Origin of the sequence: Streptomyces sp. NPDC056527 (assembly GCF_042794475.1) — a bacterium.
GTDB lineage: Bacteria > Actinomycetota > Actinomycetes > Streptomycetales > Streptomycetaceae > Streptomyces.
In genome coordinates this window covers 160,534-177,929 of record NZ_JBHTTQ010000004.1, presented here as the reverse complement: position 1 = coordinate 177,929, position 17,396 = coordinate 160,534, and the positions used below count along the sequence as shown (strand labels likewise).

Here is a 17,396-nt window from a genome sequence, read left to right as displayed (position 1 = left end):
GCCCTTGGAGCGCTTGTCGGGGTCGGTGACGGCCATCACGGTGTAGTACTCGCTGACGCCGGCGTTGGTGATCCAGCGCTTGACGCCGTTGAGGATCCAGAAGTCGCCGTCGCGCACGGCGCGGGTCTTCATGCCGGCCGCGTCGGAGCCGGCGTCCGGCTCGGACAGGGCGTAGGAGAACATCGCGTCGCCCTTGGCGAGCGGGCCCAGGTACTTCTTCTTCAGCTCCTCGGAGCCGGAGAGGATCACCGGGAGCGAGCCGAGCTTGTTCACGGCCGGGATCAGCGAGGACGAGCCGCAGGCGCGGGCGACCTCCTCGATCACGATCACCGTCGCGAGCGCGTCCGCGCCAGCGCCGCCGTAGCTCTCCGGGACGTGCACCGCGTGCAGGTCGGCCGCCACGAGCGCGTCCAGCGCCTCCTGCGGGAACCGGCCCTCCTCGTCGACCGCGGCGGCGAACGGCGTGATCTTCGCCTCGGCCAGCGCACGGACCGTCTCCCGGAGCATGTCGTGCTCCTCGGACGGGCGATACAGGTCGAAGTCCTTGCCCATGATGGCGAGCTCCCCTAAGGCTTGTGGCACTGAGTACCCTCAGCAAAACACACTCAGTGCCATGATGCCAGTGGCTTGGTGGGGCCCGACCGATTCGGGCACCGGGCGTCGGTCCGGCGGGGGAGTGCATCGGGCGCCGGCGACCGGCCGTCGCGGGCACCGAAGCGCCCGTCGGCGAGCGGACGTGGCCGGATGCCGCGACGGACGGTGCGCCGCCGCGCTCGCGGACGCGGATGTCCCGATCGGCTTCGTGATCAGCGGCTGAGCGTCACCGCGGAAGCGAGGACACCTCACCGACCGCGGCGAGCAGTTCGAGAGGGAACTCCGGGTCCGCCTGGCCGATGGCCAGGGACAGCAGGCGGTCGGAGAGGGGCGGGTGCCACACCCGCATGGTGCCGGCCACATCGCTCAGGAAGCTCGGCGGCTCAGGGGCGACGTGGCGCTGGTCCGGATCGTCGACGCCGAGGTACGGCCACAGGTCGACCGTGGTCGGGCTGCCCCAGCGGGCGGTCAGGGCATCGGTCAGTGCGGCGAGGTCGGCGTCCAGCTCCTGCTCGGCCGCCTCGACGATCTCCTCGCTCCGGTCGTCCCGGAAGTCCCGGCTCCGCCGCAGTACGGCCACGTGATGGCCCGGCCCGCTCCACCCGCCCTCGCCGATGCCGAGCCTGCCCTCCTGCTCGGTGAACGGCAGGGCGGCCAGTTCGTCGACGATCGACAGCTGGGACCGCTCCTGGCTCGGCATGGGCGCAGCCTGGTCGCGGTCAACGGCCGCGTGAGGTACGGAAGGTGCGGCGGTACGTGTCCGGGGGTACGCCGATCGTGCGGTTGAAGTGGCGGCGCAGGGTCGTGGCCGTGCCCATGCCCGTCGCCTCCGCGATCGCGTCGACGCTGTCCCCCGTCGTCTCCAACAGCTCTTGGGCGCGCCGGATCCGCTGGGTCAGGAGCCATTGGAGCGGCGTGGTGCCGGTCACCGCTCTGAAGTGGCGGCCGAGGTTGCGCGAACTCATGTGCGCGCGGCGGGCCAGGTCCTCCACGGTCAGGGCCTGGTCGAGGCGTTCTGTCGCCCAGGCGAGAAGCTCGGCGACGGGGTATCCGCCGCCCGAGTGCGGCCCGGAGCCCGGAGAGGCGCGGTCGTCCAGCGCGGGCACAGGCGCGGTGACGAACTGGGCCTGGCCGCCCGCCCGATGGGGAGGCACGACCAGGCGGCGCGCGACGGTGTTCGCGATCGCCGAGCCGTGGTCGAGGCGGACCAGGTGCAGGCACAGATCCATCGCGGCGGCCTTGCCCGCGGAGGTCAGCACGCTGCCGTTGTCCACGTACAGCACGTCCGGATCCACCTCGACCCGGGGGTACCGGGCGGCCAGGACGTCGGTGTGCGCCCAGTGCGTGGTGGCCCGTCGGCCGTCCAGCAGACCGGCGGCGGCCAGCACGAACGCGCCCGTGCACAGCGAGGCCACCCGCGCGCCCGCCTCGTGCGCCGCCCGCACCGCGTCGACCAGCTCGGCGGGTGGGTCCACGTCGACATCGGCCCACCCGGGCACGATCACCATGTCCGCGTCCGGGAGTCGGTCGAGCCCGTGGTCGGGCTCCATCCGGAACCTGCCGAACCGCACCGGGTCCGGCCCGCAGACGGTCACGTCGTACCAGGGGTCGGCCAGCCGGGACAGGTCGGCGCCGAACACCTCGTACGCCACGGAGAGTTCGAAGTGCAGCATTCCGTCGGTGACGGCCAGCGCGACAGTACCCATGTCCGAAATTGTACGGGGCGTGTCGTTCCGGACACTCGCACCCGTCACCACCCGCAGCAAGACTGTTCGCAGTTGAACAATCGAGCGCGGGGAGAACGCGATGAAGTCGGGTCACACGGTGACGGTGTTCGGTGCCTACGGACACACCGGGCGTTTCGTGGTGGCGGAGCTGCTGCGTCGGGGATTCGTGCCGATCCTGTCCGGTCGCGACGCGGCCAAGCTGCACGCCCTCGCGGCCTCCCACCAGGGACTCGAGGTCCGGCCGGCCGCGGTCGACGACACGGCCGCGCTCGACCGCGCGCTCGCCGGCGCGGACGCGGTGATCAACTGCGCCGGACCCTTCGCCTCTACCGCCGCCCCGGTGATCGAGGCGGCCCTGCGCGCCAGGATCCCGTACGTGGACGTGGCCGCCGAGATCGAGGCCAATCTCGACACGTTCGCGCACTTCGCGGAGCGCGCGACCGCCGCCGGAACGGTCGTGATCCCCGCGATGGCCTTCTTCGGCGGCCTGGGTGACCTGCTGGTCACCGCGGCGATGGGCGAGTGGACGACGGCCGACGAGGCCCACGTCGCGTACGGGCTGAGTGGTTGGCACCCCACCGCCGGGACCCGCACCGCCGGCGCGGTCTCCCGGGAGCGCAGGGACGGCCGACGCGTCGTGTACAGCGACGGGCGCCTGCAGTACCGCGACGACGCTCCGTCGACCCTGAAGTGGACCTTCCCCGAGCCGCTGGGGATCCGGTCGGTGATCGGGGAGTTCACCATGGCCGACGTCGTCACCGTCCCCAGTCACCTGGACATCCCCGAGGTGCGCACCTACATGACGGTCGAGGCGGCGCGGGATCTGTCGGCCCCGGACACCCCGGCGCCGACCGCGGTCGACGAGCACGGCCGTTCCGGACAGACCTTCCTCGTCGAGGTCCTCGTGCGCTCCGGCGGCGAGGAGCGGCGCGCGGTGGTCGGCGGTCAGGACATCTACGCCGTCAGTGCCCCGCTCGCGGTGGAGGCGGTCCACCACGTCCTCGCGGGGCGGACCAGGACGGTCGGTGTCGCCTCCGCCGGCGCGATCTTCGACGCGCCCGAGTTCCTGCGCGCACTGGCCCCGTACCTCTCGTTCGAACTGCGCCCGTAGGTTCCGTACCCCTCTCGCCCCCGCCACCGTGTCCTCGGTGGCGGGGGCGCGTGCGTTTCCGGGTGAATCGGGCGTCAGAGGGCGTATCCCCTGGTGCGGAAGTTGAAGCCCGGAAGGTCTTGACGGTGACCTTTGGCGAAAACTACGTTCTGATGCGCGGAAAACAACTTCCACTTTGTGGAAACGTCTAAAGCCTCCGCTCCCAACCTCCACCGGTCGCCGGGCCCCGTACGCGCTCCCTTCCCCCGAAGCGCGTCCCCACGGGCCCCGTCGCGACCACGAGCGAACACGTGAGGGCCGTTCGATGACTGCAGTGGATGCCCGGCCGCCCGAGACGGCCGACGGAGCCGCCAGTTCCGTTCTGTACACCTACGATCTGGCCCCCACGAAGAAGGAAGGGCGCCGCTGGGGCGCCTACAACGTCTTCACGCTCTGGGCCAACGACGTGCACAGCCTCGGGAACTACGCGTTCGCCATCGGCCTCTTCGCCCTCGGACTGAACGTATGGGGGATCCTGGCGGCCTTCGCGCTCGCGTCGGTCCTGCTCTTCCTGCTGCTGACGCTCTCCGGGTTCATGGGGCACAAGACGGGCGTCCCCTTCCCCGTCATGAGCCGCATCGCGTTCGGGATCAAGGGGGCGAAGATTCCGGCCGCCGTCCGAGGCATCGTCGCCATCGCCTGGTTCGGCATCCAGACGTACCTCGCGTCGGCCGTCCTCAGCGCCCTGCTGATCGCGATGTTCCCCGGGCTGCGCGCCCTGGACGCCGACTCACTGCTCGGCCAGTCGACCCTCGACTGGATCACCTTCCTCGCCCTGTGGGTCCTCCAGCTCGTCATCGTGAGCTACGGGATGCAGATGATCCGCAGGTACATGGCCTTCGCGGCGCCCACGACCCTCATCACCATGTGCGCGCTCGCGGTCTGGATGTTCGTCCGTGCCGACGCCTCCATCTCCCTGTCCATCGACGAACCGCTCATCGGCGGGGAGATGTGGCTGCAGATCCTCCAGGCCGCCGCGTTGTGGGTGGTGATCTACGGGACGTTCGTACTGAACTTCTGCGACTTCACCCGGTCCGCCAAGAGCCGAGGCTCCATCGTCCGCGGCAACGTGATCGGCATCCCGCTGAACATGCTGTTCTTCGCCGTCATCGTGGTGGTCCTCAGCGGGGCGCAGTTCAAGCTCGACGGACACGTCATCACCAGCCCCACGGACATCGTCCGGACCCTTCCCAACATGGCGCTCCTGGCAACGGCCTCGCTCGCCCTCATCGCGCTGACGGTCGCGGTGAACCTGCTGGCCAACTTCGTCGCGCCGATCTACGCCCTCATCGACCTCTTCCCGCGTCGGCTGAACTTCCGTCGCGCCGGCGTCGTCAGCGCGGTCCTCGGCCTGGTGATCCTGCCCTGGAACCTCTACGACAGCCCGATCGTCGTGAACTACTTCCTCGGCGGGCTCGGAGCCCTCCTCGGCCCCCTCTTCGGCGTGATCATGGCCGACTACTGGCTGCTGCGGAAGTCCCAGGTCAACGTGCCCGACCTGTACACCGAGGACCCGCGGGGCGAGTACCACTACCGTTGCGGCTTCAACCCCCGGGCCGTCGCGGCCTTCGTCCCCAGCGCCGCCGTCGCCGTCGTCGTCGCCCTGGTGCCCTTCTTCCACGCCGTGGCCGGATTCTCCTGGTTCGTGGGCGCCTTCCTCGGCGCGGTGCTGTACGCGCTCATCGCGGACCGCACCACGCAGATCCGGGACGTGGACGGCGAGTCCATCGCCGTCGCCGCCGAATGAACCACCGAGCAGAAGGCCGGACCATGCGCATCCTCGTCGTCAACGTCAACACCACACAGTCGATCACCGAATCGATCGGCAGGCAGGCGGCCGCCGCGGCGTCACCCGGCACCGAGATCGTCCCGCTGACCCCCGCCTTCGGAGCGGAGTCCGTCGAGGGCAACTACGAGAGCTACCTGGCCGCCATCGCCGTGATGGAAGCCGTACGCGCCTACCCGGAGCCGTTCGACGCCGTGATCCAGGCCGGATACGGCGAGCACGGCAGGGAAGGACTGCAGGAACTCCTCGACGTCCCCGTCGTCGACATCACCGAGGCGGCCGCGAGCACCGCCCAGTTCCTCGGCCGCGCCTACTCCGTCGTCACCAGCCTCGACCGCACGGTCCCGCTCATCGAGGAGCGCCTCCACGCAGCCGGACTGAGCGCACGCTGCGCCTCCGTACGGGCCAGCGGGCTCGCCGTGCTCGATCTGGAACGGGACGAGAGCGCGGCGGTCGACGCCATCGTCGAACAGGCCGCACGGGCGGTCGAGGACGACCGGGCGGAGGTGATCTGCCTGGGGTGCGGAGGCATGGCCGGTCTCGCCGAGCGCGTCGTCGAACGCACCGGGGTGCCCGTCGTCGACGGGGTGAGCGCCGCGGTGGTGATCGCCGAGTCCCTCGTACGCCTCGGCCTGACCACGTCGAAGGTGAGGACGTACGCGTCGCCGCGGCCGAAGCGGATCGTCAACTGGCCCCCGCAGGCGAGCTGACGACGCGCGCCACGCGCGGCAGACACGAAGTCAGGTAGGAACCGTGGAAGAGGAGGGGCATCCGTTGCCCGACGTACAGCTCGTATTGCGCTCGACACGCGTCATCACCCCCGAGGGGACGGGGCCCGCGTCGATCGCCGTCTCCGGCGGGACCATCGCCGCGGTGCTGCCATACGACGCCGAGGTCCCGGCAGGTGCGTGGCTGGAGGACGTCGGTGGCGACGTCGTGCTGCCCGGCCTCGTCGACACCCATGTGCATGTGAACGATCCGGGTCGGACGGAGTGGGAGGGCTTCTGGACCGCGACGCGGGCCGCGGCCGCCGGTGGCATCACGACGCTCCTCGACATGCCGCTGAACTCGCTGCCGCCGACGACGACGGTGGAGCACCTGCGGGTGAAGCAGGACGTCGCCCGGACGAAGGCGCACATCGACGTCGGCTTCTGGGGCGGCGCGCTGCCCGACAACGTCAAGGACCTACGGCCGCTGTTCGACGCCGGTGTCTTCGGCTTCAAGTGCTTCCTGTCGCCGTCCGGAGTGGACGAGTTCCCGGAGCTCGATCAGGAGCAGTTGGCGAACTCGCTGGCCGAGATCGCCGGGTTCGGCGGTCTGATGATCGTGCACGCCGAGGACCCTCATCATCTGGCGGCGGCTCCGCAGCGGAGCGGCGAGAAGTACGCCGACTTCCTGGCGTCCCGGCCCCGGGACGCCGAGAACACGGCGATCGAGAACCTGGTCAACCAGGCCCGGCGGTTGAACGCCCGCGTGCACGTCCTTCATCTGTCGTCGTCGGACGCGCTGCCGCTGATCGCCGCGGCGAAGGCGGAGGGCGTCCGGATCACCGTCGAGTCCTGCCCGCACTTCCTCACGCTCACCGCCGAGGAGGTCCCGGACGGGGCGACGGAGTTCAAGTGCTGCCCGCCGATCCGCGAGGCGTCCAACCAGGACGCGCTCTGGGACGGACTCGCCGACGGCACGATCGACTGCATCGTCTCCGACCACTCGCCCTCCACCGTCGACCTCAAGACCCCGGACTTCGCCTCCGCCTGGGGCGGCATCTCGTCCCTCCAGCTCGGCCTGCCGGCGATCTGGACCGAGGCCCGCCGCCGCGGTCACAGCCTGGAGGACGTGGCCCGGTGGATGTCGGCCGCTCCGGCTCGTCTCGCGGGTCTGGCGCGGAAGGGTGCGATCGAGGCCGGCCGGGACGCGGACTTCGCGGTCCTCGACCCGGACGCGACGTTCACCGTCGATCCGGCGGAGCTGGAGCACCGCAACCGGGTCACCGCCTACGCGGGCAGGACCCTGCACGGCGTGGTGAAGTCGACCTGGCTGCACGGCGAGCGCATCAACGCCGACGGCACCCTCACCGAGCCGACCGGCCGGCTCCTCGAAAGGAACGGCTGAGGCAGGCGCCGCCCGGGGAAGGGCCGTCACCGACCTGGATTCGGTCGACGAGACCCGTCCCCGGGCGCCACGCATCAGGCCGGCGTCAGGAGCTCGTGAGGATGACGAGCCGCTGGGTCGCACGCGTCATCGCGACGTACCGGTCGACCGCCCCCTCCATGCCCGTGCCGAACTCCTCCGGGTCGACGAGCACGACCAGGTCGAATTCGAGTCCCTTCGACAGCGCCGGAGTCAACGACCGCACGCGCGACGTCGCCTCGAACGTGGGGTCGCCGATGACGCAGGCGACCCCGTCGTCATGGGCCGCGAGCCAGCCGTCGAGAACCGAGTGCAGTTCCGCCACGGAACCGTGGGCGACGGGGATGCCGCTGCTGCGGATCGAGCTCGGGACGTTGGCGTCCGGGAGCGCGGCCCGGATGACCGGCTCGGCCACCGCCATCACCTCTTCCGGCGTGCGGTAGTTGACGCTCAGCGACGCCATCTCGATCCGGTCGAGCCCGACCCGCTCGAGCCGCTCCCGCCACGACTCCGTGAACCCGCGCCTGGTCTGGGCGCGGTCCCCGACGATCGTGAAGCTCCGGGACGGGCAGCGCAGCAGCAGCATCTGCCACTCCGCGTCGGTCAGTTCCTGCGCCTCGTCCACCACGATGTGCGCGAACGGACCGGCGAGCAGGTCCCGGTCGGCGCCGGACAGCGCGGTCTCGTCGATCAGGCTGTCCTGCAGATCCCGCCCACGCAGCATCGTCACGGCACCCTCGCCGTCCGCGTCCGCCGCGACGATGTCGTCGATGACACCGGCCATGCGCTCCCGCTCGGCCGCGACAGCGGCCTCGTGCCGGCGCTTGCGCCGCGACGCCTCCGGGTCGCCGAGCCGCTGCCGAGCCGCGTCCAGGAGCGGCAGGTCGGACACCGTCCAGGCCTGGGGCGCCTCCTTGCGCTGCAGCAGGCGGACCTCGTCGCGGTCGAGCCAGGGCGCGCACATCCGCAGGTACGCGGGTACGGACCACAGGTCCCCGACCAGGTCGGTCGCTTCGAGCAGCGGCCACGCGCCGTTGAGGGTGTCGACCAGCTCCTTGTCCTGGAGCAGCGACTTCCGGAACAGCTCGGGCGGCACGTCGCCGTCGAACTTGTCCATCAGGATCGAGACCAGTTCCTCCCAGATCTGGTCGCGCGCCTCGTTGTGCGGCGTACCCGCCCCCGCTGCCGCGAACGCCTCGGCCCACTCGTCGGCGCTCAGCCACAGGTCGGACCAGGAGGTCGTGACCGTCATGCCCCGGGCGGGCGGCTCCTCGTAGAACCTGACGGCCTTCTCGATCGCCTTCACCATGTCCGCGGACGACTTCAGACGCGCCACGTCCGGGTCGGTCTCGCTCGCCGCTCCGGCCCCTTCCTCGACGAGATCCCGCAACGTGCAGGTCTGCACGCCCTCCTCACCGAGGCTGGGGAGGACGTCGGAGACGTAGTTCAGGTAGGGCCGGTGCGGACCGACGAACAGCACGCCGCCGCGCCGGTGACCGAGGCGGGGGTCCGAGTAGAGGAGGTACGCGGAGCGGTGCAGCGCCACGACGGTCTTGCCTGTACCCGGGCCGCCGTCGACGACCAGGGCGCCGCGGGAACTCGCGCGGACGATGGCGTCCTGGTCCGACTGGATGGTGGAGAGCACGTCGCGCATCCGGGGCGACCGGTTGGTGCCCAGGCTGGCGATGAAGGCGGACTGGTCGTCGAGCGCGGCGCGCCCTTCGAGCCCGTCGGCGGCGAACACCTCGTCCCAGTAGTCGCTGATCCGGCCGTGGGTCCAGCGGTACCTGCGGCGGCTCGCCAGACCCATCGGCTCGGCGTGGGTCGCCGCGAAGAAGGGCTCGGCCGCGGGGGAGCGCCAGTCGAGCAGCAGCCGGCGCCCCGTGCTGTCGGTGAGGCCCAGCCGTCCGATGTACACGGGCTCGCCGTCGTCCGCGCCGACGATGTGGCCGAGGCACAGGTCGAGACCGAAACGGCGCAGGGCGCGCAGTCGCCCGGTCAGCCGGTGGATCTCCGCGTCCCGCTCCATCGCCTCCCGACCGGCGCCGCCCGGCGCCTTGCGCGCGGCGTCGAGCCGGTCGGACAGCTCGGCGATCGACTCTTCGAGGCTCTCCGCGATGGCCGCGAAGTGCTGCTCGTCGCCCGCGATCAGCGACGGCTCGGCCTTGGCGGAGAGGCGGTCCGGAAGGTCGAACGCACTGGTGGTCAGAGGGTTCAGCGCACGCACTTGGTGAGTCTCCCGTTTCGCGGCATCAGGCTTGAGCCAGTGATTCTGCGGTACGACGGGGGCCTTGTGGCAAGGCCCCCTGTGCGCTATAAGTTGAGAGTGGCGAGAGGTGGGTTGCTTCCCTCTCGCTTTCTTCGTTCCTGTCAGCTCCGCTGGAAGAACTCCACCTCCGCGAGAGCGATATGGCGGCCCCGCGCCCATCCGGCGGGTGCGTCGAGGGTCAGACGCACCGCCGTCACCTCGCTGATGCCGGTCGGGAACGTCTGCGCACCGGGCTTGTCGCTCAGGGCGAGCTTCTTGAGGACCTTCCGTCCGTCCCGCGCCGTCACCTCCATGTCGATCTGGAGGGCCCGCCCCTGGCGTGCGTACTCCTCGGGTGACGGCGAGGCGCCGTTGGTGATGATCACGTCGACGAGGCGGAACGGCTTGGCGAAGGTGTACGTCACCGACGCGCCGGGGCCCGGCACGCCCCAGTAGCGGTTGCTGAGGCCGTCCGTGGTGTCGGCCGCCGGGTGCCCGGGCAGCTCAGTGCTCGCCGTGACGCGGGTCGCGGTGACCGCCTTGGCCTTGCCCAGCTTGTCCCGGGTGTCCTCGATCAGATGCCGGCCGGCCGGCAACAGCAGGAAGCCGGCCGCGCACAGGGCGAGCACCACGGCCAGGATCACCAGGAAGCGCACCATCCGGCCCGAGCCCGCCCGTGTGCGACGGCGGAACGGCCGGATCGTCCGCCACCAGGGCAGCGGAGCCGGTGCGGTGGCGCGCGTCAGCGGGGCCGCGCAGCGACGGCAGAACCGGCGGTCCTGCGGGTTGGGCGTACCGCAGGAAGGGCACGGCACCCCGGTCACGTCGTCGCTCACCACGAGGGGACGTACGACAGGGCGCGGCGCGACTGCCTTCGCGGGCAGCACGGGCGCCGGGGCCGCGGCGGGCGGGGCGGCGGGCGGCCGCGCCGCCGGGGGCTCCGTCCCGGGGCCGGAGCCGGAGGTGCCGGAGGCAGCCGAGGTGTCCGAGACGGGCACGGACGAGACGGGCGCGGATGGGACGGGCGCGGGAGGAGCGGGCACGGACGAGACGGGCGCGGACGGGGGCGGCGTGGATAGGGCGGGCGCGGACGGGGCCGGCGTGGAAGGAGCGGCCCGGGTGTCGGCAGGGGAGGGCCGCGCCGACTCCGCGCCGGAGGGCGCGGGCAAGCCGGGTTCCGCGCCGGAGGGCGCGGGCGGGCTGGACCCCGCGTCGGTGGGCGGCCCGGAGGTCACGCGTTGCGCGGCCGTGCCCTCCCGGGCTTCGGCCGCCGAACCGGCAGGGGGAGCAGGGGCGTTCGGCATCGCACCGGCCGTCTCCGGCACGGGACCGGTGTCGGACCAGCCCAGGTACGCGCCGCAGTTGCCGCAGAAGTCGTCCGTCACGCCGTTGGACGCCCCGCACGCGGGACACTCGCGCAACGCCGTCACCTTCCTTCACCCGCGGGCGGCCCCGGCAGGACCTCCACCCGACAGACCGTGTGGACAGGGCACAGGGCGCGGACGAGTGAGCGGACGCGCTCCGCGTCCACCTCTCCCGAGCGGTCCGGCCACACCCGTACCAGGGTTTCCGCCGAGGGCGGCGGGGGCGGTTCGGCGCCCGGCGTGCTGGACCAGGCCGCGCCGCCGTCCCCGCTGACCTCGGCATGTACGCCGAGCACCAGACGCAACGCATCGATCAGACCGCGCCTCGTGCCGCGCCACCGGTGCAGTTCCACCGCACGCGCCACCGCCTCGCGCCGCAGCTCGATCGGCCACCGGGGGTCGTCGACGCCACCGACCCAGGAGGCCAGCCAGGACAGGAAGTCGGGCGGGGCCAGCCGTGGATCGAAGTAGGACGGCAGATTGTCGAGGGTCGTGAACACCGGGGCCAGGACCGTGTCGAGGCCCGCCGTGAACCGCTGGGCGAAGTCGTCGTCGGCGTACATCGCAGGCAGCTGCTCGCCGATCGGGTACCGGCTCGGCAGCCCGGGGACCGAGGCCCGGCTCATCCGCGGGCCTCCGTCTCCCGCGCCGTCACGACCACCTGGTGCTGGTACGAGAAGACCAGGGTGCCCGCGCCGATGTCGATCCGGTCGACCGGAGCTCCGCGCCGCCCGGTGATCGGATCGGCGGCGAACAGCCGGATCTCCTCCACCAGCACGTCCCCGATGGCGCGTTGGAGCACCCCGAACACCTCGCCGTACTGCACGGGCCGCCCGAACGGCCAGCCCGTGCCGTCGGGCCCGCCGTGCAGCGGGTTGAGGTGCCGGAAGAGCGCGGCGAGCGCCGCGTCCCGTACCCGGTCGGTGTCGTCGGCCGGTGCCGAGAGCCGGGCGACCACGGTGACGCCCTGATAGACGGGCGGTTCCACGACGAGGCGGGTGCCGATCAGACGTCGTTCGTCGAGGGTCGTGGTGATGGTGGTGAGCACCTGGTCGGAGGGGATCAGCTGCTCGAAACGGAGCCGGTCGCCGTCGTCGGCCACCGCGTCCGGTACCACCAGGACCCGTACCGCACCGGCCTCGCCGTCCGCGCCCGGCAGACAGCGGACCCGGCGCACCGAGGGCGCCGCCTGGCGGGCGATGATCTCGTAGTCCCCGGCCGTCACCGCGCGCTCCTGCATGCGCAGCGCCTCCGGGGCCCGCAGCCTGGCGTTGTCGATCGTCTCCCCGGCGACACCGCCGCGCGCCGCCTCCCGGTTGGTGACCCGGGCGACGTACGGGACGGAGCTGCGCAGCACGGAGATGGCTCCGCGGGCCACGTTGCCCGCCGGGCCGCCGCCGGTGCGGTAGCGGGTCACGCGGACCTGGGATCCCTTCGGAGGTACCGCGCCGCAGGGGCGCAGGGTGCCGTCGGCCTCGCGCACCACCGGCGGGAACAGGAACTCGCCGGTGGTGGCGTCCACACGCACATGCCGGTCCTCTGGCCCCGAGCGGCCGAAGTGCCCCACCACGTCCCAGCGTTGCCATCCCTCGGGGGAGGAGACCTCGACCACCGGGGGCTCCCCGTCGAGCAGCACGGGCGGGCGGCCGAGCCGGAAGGTCTGCCCGGCCACCCCCTCCGACGCGCCCAGCGGCACGTCCGTCACGGTCTCCGCGTGTTCCACGGTCATCGTGCCGCCGACGGTGAAGACGGCCGCCTCGCGCACGGTCGGCGACTCCGAGTAGAACGGCTGGCCGGGCTCCGCCTCGGTGACCCGGCAGCGCAGCCAGCCCGCGCGGGTCCCGCCGATCACCGACGCGGTGTGCCTGGCCGGCACGTACACGATGACCTCGCCCGGACGGTTCAGACCGCCGGTGCTGTCGGAGCCGGTCTCGCAGCGCTGCCAGCGACCGCCGTCCCACGCCTCCCACACCAGCGGGGGCTGGCGCGGGTCGACACCGACGCCCTGGACGCGGCTGTCCAGGCGCACCGCGACCACGCACCGCGGCACCGCCGTCGGCAGGCCGAACAGCAGCGCGTCGCCGGGTTCGGGCGTCGCCTGGAAGCACGGTATGTCGCGGCCCTCGGCGAGGGCGCCGGTCCGATCGGTCTGCTCACCGCTGTGGGGAGCGCTGACCAGACGCGTCAACTCGCTGGGCACGACACGCAGTTCGTCCGTGGTGGCGAAGACCACGGGCTCCTCGGTCTCGCCTGCCGCGGTCGTCACCTCGGTGCCCGCCGGAAGGGCCACCGTGTCGGGCTGGGGAGCCGACAGCCAGAAGTCGACCTCGGCGACGGCGGCCGAGGGAGGGAACAGCTGGATGCCCAACAGGTCCAGGAACGCCAGGTAGTTCTTGTCCGGGACGCGGTTCAGCCGGTAGAGCAGCTGGTCCACGAGGTAGGCGAACGTCTCGATCAACGTCACGCCCGGGTCGGAGACGTTGTGGTCGGTCCACTCGGGGGCACGCTGCTGCACGTACCGCTTCGCCTCGTCGACGAGTTGCTGGAACCGTCGGTCGTCCAGGTTGGGGGAGGGCAGGGCCATCAGTCCGCGACCATTTCCTCGGCCCCCTCCTCGGAGGGGATCGTGTAGAAGGGGAAGACCAGATTGCGCCGGTCGTTGGTGGTGCGCACCGTGTAGTGCACATCGATGTAGAGCGTGCCCGCCTCCACGGAGTCGAAGGCCACGAGGACCTCGTCCACCGCGATCCTGGGCTCCCACCGCTCCAGCGCCTCGCGCACCTGCTGGGCGACCCGCCCCGCGGTGTCGCCGTCGCCGGGTGCGAAGACGTACTCGTGGATGCCGCAGCCGAACTCGGGCCGCATCGGCCGCTCGCCGGGCGCGGTGCCGAGGACGAGGCGGATCGCCTCCTCCAGCTCCCGCTCCCGCTCGACCATGGCGATCCCGCCGGTCGGGCCGACCCGCAGGGGGAACGCCCAGCCGCGCCCGATGAACCGTTCGCTCATCACACGCCTCCGATCAGGACGTTCACGGCGCCGGTCAGGACCGTCGCGCCGCACGCCGTCCGGTCCCGCGCCTTCGCGGCCGGCAGTCCGCCGATGAGCACCACGCCCGAGGCGAGCCCGGCCGGGGCGGGCAGGATCACATTGGCCGGCCCCGTGGCCGCATGGGGCGGGACCACGCAGACGTGCAGGCTGCCGACGACGGCTGCGGGGAGCCCGCCGATCAGCACGGTCGCCACCTTCGCGGCGGCGCCGGGCGGCGGGGTGGCGATCCGGCCGCCGTGGTCGGTGGGATCGCCGGTACGGGCCGCGGCCGGCATCAGGGGCTCCCGAGGAGGGGTACGAGAGGGACGGTGGGCGCAAGGGGCATGGTCGGGGCCTCAGTTGATTCGGATGAGTCGGGCCTTGAGGACGCCGAGCAGCCCGCCGTCGACGGTGACGTCCGACTTTCCCGTCACCTGCACCGACCGGCCGCCGATGCTGACCCCGGCGGTGCCGTCGATGTCCACCTGGCGGCCGGTCACCTTCACGGTGCCCCGCCCGGCGTCCAGCGTGATGCCGTTCCTGTCCAGGAGCACGGAGGTCAGCGGACGGTTCCGCCCCGCGTACACGGTGAGTTCGATCCGGTCCCTGCGGTCGTCCATGCGTACCTCCAGCCGTTCGTCCCCGGTCATCAGCCGCAGCCCGGACGGGCCCGGCGCCGCCGCGTCGAGGAGTTCCACACGATGGCCCGAACGCGACACCACCGAACGGCGGTTGACCTTGCCGCTCGTCCTGTCGATCAGCGGCACGTCGTGCGGAGAGGGCTTGTCCACGCCGTTGTAGAGCCCGCCGATGACGTAGGGACTGTCCAGAAGCCCCTGCTCGAAGCCGACGAGCACCTCGTCGTTGACCTCGGGGCTCACCACGCCACCGCCGCCCTTGCCGCCCCACTGGACGGTGCGCACCCAGTCGGAGACGTACGTGTCGTCCAGCCAGGGGAACCTCAGACGCACCGCCCCGCGTTCGGAGCCGTTCGGCTCCCGCACGTCGGTCACCACGCCGATCGCGAGACCGGGGATGCGCGGACCGCGCCCCGGAGCGTTGGCGCCGGTCACCAGACCGGTCAGGGAGCGGTCGGGGCTGGCGCTGACCCAGACGGTGGTGCGATAGCCGCCGTGCGGCTCCAGGACGTGCTGCACGGCCGTCGCCGTGTACCGGCCGGAGAACGCCTGCCCCACGTTGCCGAGCGCCACCGGCTTGCCCGCCCGGAGTAGCGGGTTGCCCTCGGCCACCGCCTCCAACTCGCCGAAGCCGGCGCTGATCCGGTCCGCCGACGCCTTCGCGACGGCCGTCGTCTCGGCCTGCGTACGGTACGGAGTGTCGGTGACGGCCACGGCCGAAGCCCCGAACCGGGCCGCGAATCCGGGGCTGAGCCCGGGCACCACCGTGTCGCTGACCACGGACGGCTGCTCGGCGACCAGGGGCCGCTTCGTCGTCACGTCCCAGCCGCGCACCTGCACCTTCGACGCGCCGTCCGCCGCGGACAGCGATGCGCGCAGCGCCAGCAGGTTCCGCCCGTACTCCAGGACCATCGGATCGCGCGTGCCCGACGTCGACGGGGCCGGTGCCCCGGACGCCTTCACCGGCCTGGTGAACTGCAGCACCCCCTTGTCGTCGACCCGTACCTGCGCACCGCTCTCGCCCGCGAGGTACTGCAGGAAGTCCCAGTCGGAGACGTTCGCCTGGGACAGCTGCCCGTACGTCACCGGCGCGGCCTCCACCTTCCCGACCGCCAGTCCGGCGCCCGCGGCCACCTTGCGGACGATGGCCGCGGCCGTCATGTTCCGGTACGCCACGACCTTGCGGCCGCGCTGGAGGCGATGCGCCTTGGAGTAGGCCCGTACGACGGTGAACGAACCGGTGCGGTCCCGGTCGATCTCCAGCGCCGTGACCTCGCCGTTGAACAGCCGCTCCCGCGCCTGCCCCTTCGCCGTCATCACCGACACCCGCAGCGGGCTGCCGATGGTGACGCCGGTGGCACGCAGGAACTCGTGGTCGGGGTCGCGGTAGGTGAGCACCGCGGTGTCCGGCAGGCCCACGTTCTCGTCCACCACACAACTCACCAGCTGCGCCGCCCAGATCGGCGGCAGCTCACCGGGCGCCTCCACGATCGGGTCGGCCGCGAACGACCGTCCTCCGGGCTCGGACCCGCTCACCGTTCCTCCTCGTCGTCCGCGTCCCGCAGCCCGGGCACCACCAGTTCGGTGCCGGGGACGAGCGCCATGGGGTCGTCGATGCCGTTGGCCTCCGCGATGGCCCGCCAGGCCGTCGCGTCGCCGTACTCGCGCCAGGCCAGCATCGCGAGACTGTCGCCCGCCACCACGGTGTGCGTGCTGCGGGCGGTCCGCGCGCCCGACGTCGGGTTCTGCCCCGGCGGGTCGACGCTCGCCTCCTCGATGGACAGCGAGCAGGTGGCCCGCAACGGCTTGCCGTCCACGTCGAAGAGCGTGTACGACACCGACAGGTTCGACAGCACGCCGTCGAACGACGTCGTCCGCGCGCTGCCCCACTCGAAGCGCACCCAGGGGCTCGCCGGCTTCTTGCGGCCGAGGCTGGCCGGGGTCGGCACACAGGCCTTCATCAGCTTCTCCACCGCCTGCTCCACCGAGTTGTCGTGGGTGGCGGTGGCGTCCAGGAACACGTCCAGGCTCAGGGTGCGGGGACCGCTGCCCACGAACTCGGGCAGCGCCGACTGGCCCGCCATCCGGGACGGGGACCGCCGCCACTCGGTGGTCTTGCTCAGCGCCAGGGTCGAGGGGTTGAACTGCAGGTCGAGCCGGGCGATCGTCCCGCCGGGCCTGGCCCCGACCGAGGCCGGGGGCTCCTTGAGGGTGAGTTGGGCCCGGGCGCGGCCGGCGCGTGCCGTTGAGGCCATGCCGTGGACTCCCTTCCGGAGCGGGGCGAGGACGTGGGGGGACGGGGTGGGTCAGGAGGGAAGCAGGCCCGCGTGGGCGATCTCCAGGCTCTCCACCGCCGCTTCGGAGTTGGCGGGGTCGAACGACGGGCCCTGCCACCGCACCGGCACGATCCCGAAGACCTGCCAGCTGATGATCCGGCTCAGATCGGGTCGCAGCGCCACGATCTCGCCGTCCTTGGGCTCGACCCGCCGCAGCGTCTCGTCCAGCCAGCGGCCGATCTTCGCCGTGTCGGCGGTGACCGGCCGGGTCAGAGTGATGTTCGACCAGGTCACGCGGCCCGGGAGCTGCCAGGTGAAGCCGTTGTTGCCGCCCTCGGCGTAACTCTCCATCTCGACCTCCGCCCCCATGCCCGAGCAGGTGTGGAAGGCGCCCAGGTCGTTGCCGCCGATCGCCAGCCGGAAGAACACGCTTGTCGCGAAGATGTTGTCCGTCAT

16 protein-coding genes are annotated in these 17,396 nt (G+C 72.0%); 4 read left to right on the top strand and 12 right to left on the bottom strand.

Annotation, left to right across the window (positions count from 1 at the left end):
• The 3 genes from ACFQ7Q_RS04080 to ACFQ7Q_RS04070 form a co-directional block, all read right to left on the bottom strand.
• The coding region (locus tag ACFQ7Q_RS04080; protein ID WP_383549540.1) for an acyl-CoA dehydrogenase family protein at window positions 1–552 on the bottom strand (552 nt) is incomplete at its 3' end.
• A gap of 268 nt (window positions 553–820) precedes the next feature.
• Window positions 821–1,294 carry a hypothetical protein gene (locus tag ACFQ7Q_RS04075; protein WP_383549537.1) on the bottom strand — a complete coding sequence of 158 codons (474 nt, stop codon included), beginning with the start codon at window positions 1,292–1,294 and terminating at the stop codon, window positions 821–823.
• Between the two features lie 19 nt (window positions 1,295–1,313).
• Window positions 1,314–2,300, bottom strand: coding sequence for a helix-turn-helix domain-containing protein (locus tag ACFQ7Q_RS04070; protein WP_383549534.1), 987 nt, complete (start codon window positions 2,298–2,300; stop codon window positions 1,314–1,316).
• A 100-nt stretch (window positions 2,301–2,400) separates the two neighbouring features.
• Here ACFQ7Q_RS04070 and ACFQ7Q_RS04065 point away from each other — a divergent pair, with 100 nt between their 5' ends.
• From ACFQ7Q_RS04065 to allB, 4 genes are all read left to right on the top strand, one after another.
• On the top strand, window positions 2,401–3,432 hold the full coding sequence (locus tag ACFQ7Q_RS04065; RefSeq protein WP_383549531.1) for a saccharopine dehydrogenase family protein: 1,032 nt from the start codon (window positions 2,401–2,403) through the stop codon (window positions 3,430–3,432).
• Window positions 3,433–3,736: 304 nt separating this feature from the next.
• The gene (locus tag ACFQ7Q_RS04060) at window positions 3,737–5,218 is read left to right on the top strand and encodes an NCS1 family nucleobase:cation symporter-1 (protein ID WP_383549528.1); all 1,482 of its coding nucleotides are present in this window, start codon (window positions 3,737–3,739) and stop codon (window positions 5,216–5,218) included.
• A gap of 23 nt (window positions 5,219–5,241) precedes the next feature.
• Entirely contained in the window at window positions 5,242–5,967 is a 726-nt protein-coding gene (locus ACFQ7Q_RS04055; protein WP_383549525.1) for an aspartate/glutamate racemase family protein, read from the top strand.
• Between the two features lie 64 nt (window positions 5,968–6,031).
• A complete protein-coding gene (gene allB / locus ACFQ7Q_RS04050; protein ID WP_383549521.1) occupies window positions 6,032–7,369 on the top strand; it encodes an allantoinase AllB in 1,338 nt (445 codons plus the stop codon).
• A gap of 85 nt (window positions 7,370–7,454) precedes the next feature.
• Here allB and helR read toward each other — a convergent pair whose 3' ends face one another.
• The 9 genes from helR to ACFQ7Q_RS04005 form a co-directional block, all read right to left on the bottom strand.
• Window positions 7,455–9,605, bottom strand: coding sequence for an RNA polymerase recycling motor ATPase HelR (helR, locus tag ACFQ7Q_RS04045; RefSeq protein ID WP_383549562.1), 2,151 nt, complete (start codon window positions 9,603–9,605; stop codon window positions 7,455–7,457).
• A gap of 152 nt (window positions 9,606–9,757) precedes the next feature.
• Window positions 9,758–11,056: an NADase-type glycan-binding domain-containing protein gene (locus tag ACFQ7Q_RS04040; protein ID WP_383549518.1), complete on the bottom strand. Its 1,299-nt coding sequence runs from the start codon at window positions 11,054–11,056 to the stop codon at window positions 9,758–9,760.
• A gap of 5 nt (window positions 11,057–11,061) precedes the next feature.
• Complete coding sequence (locus ACFQ7Q_RS04035) at window positions 11,062–11,625, bottom strand: phage tail protein (protein ID WP_383549515.1); 564 nt, start codon at window positions 11,623–11,625, stop codon at window positions 11,062–11,064.
• Window positions 11,622–13,583: a putative baseplate assembly protein gene (locus tag ACFQ7Q_RS04030; RefSeq protein ID WP_383549512.1), complete on the bottom strand. Its 1,962-nt coding sequence runs from the start codon at window positions 13,581–13,583 to the stop codon at window positions 11,622–11,624. Before ACFQ7Q_RS04030 ends, ACFQ7Q_RS04035 begins: the two co-directional genes overlap by 4 nt.
• Window positions 13,583–14,005: a GPW/gp25 family protein gene (locus ACFQ7Q_RS04025; protein WP_383549509.1), complete on the bottom strand. Its 423-nt coding sequence runs from the start codon at window positions 14,003–14,005 to the stop codon at window positions 13,583–13,585. The genes ACFQ7Q_RS04030 and ACFQ7Q_RS04025 overlap by 1 nt, the downstream gene beginning before the upstream one ends.
• On the bottom strand, window positions 14,005–14,322 hold the full coding sequence (locus ACFQ7Q_RS04020) for a PAAR domain-containing protein (protein ID WP_383549506.1): 318 nt from the start codon (window positions 14,320–14,322) through the stop codon (window positions 14,005–14,007). Before ACFQ7Q_RS04020 ends, ACFQ7Q_RS04025 begins: the two co-directional genes overlap by 1 nt.
• Before the next feature lie 60 nt (window positions 14,323–14,382).
• Window positions 14,383–16,200, bottom strand: coding sequence for a VgrG-related protein (locus tag ACFQ7Q_RS04015; protein WP_383549503.1), 1,818 nt, complete (start codon window positions 16,198–16,200; stop codon window positions 14,383–14,385).
• Window positions 16,197–16,919, bottom strand: coding sequence for a LysM peptidoglycan-binding domain-containing protein (locus ACFQ7Q_RS04010; protein WP_383549500.1), 723 nt, complete (start codon window positions 16,917–16,919; stop codon window positions 16,197–16,199). Before ACFQ7Q_RS04010 ends, ACFQ7Q_RS04015 begins: the two co-directional genes overlap by 4 nt.
• A 51-nt stretch (window positions 16,920–16,970) precedes the next feature.
• Window positions 16,971–17,396: a phage tail protein gene (locus ACFQ7Q_RS04005; protein WP_383549497.1), complete on the bottom strand. Its 426-nt coding sequence runs from the start codon at window positions 17,394–17,396 to the stop codon at window positions 16,971–16,973.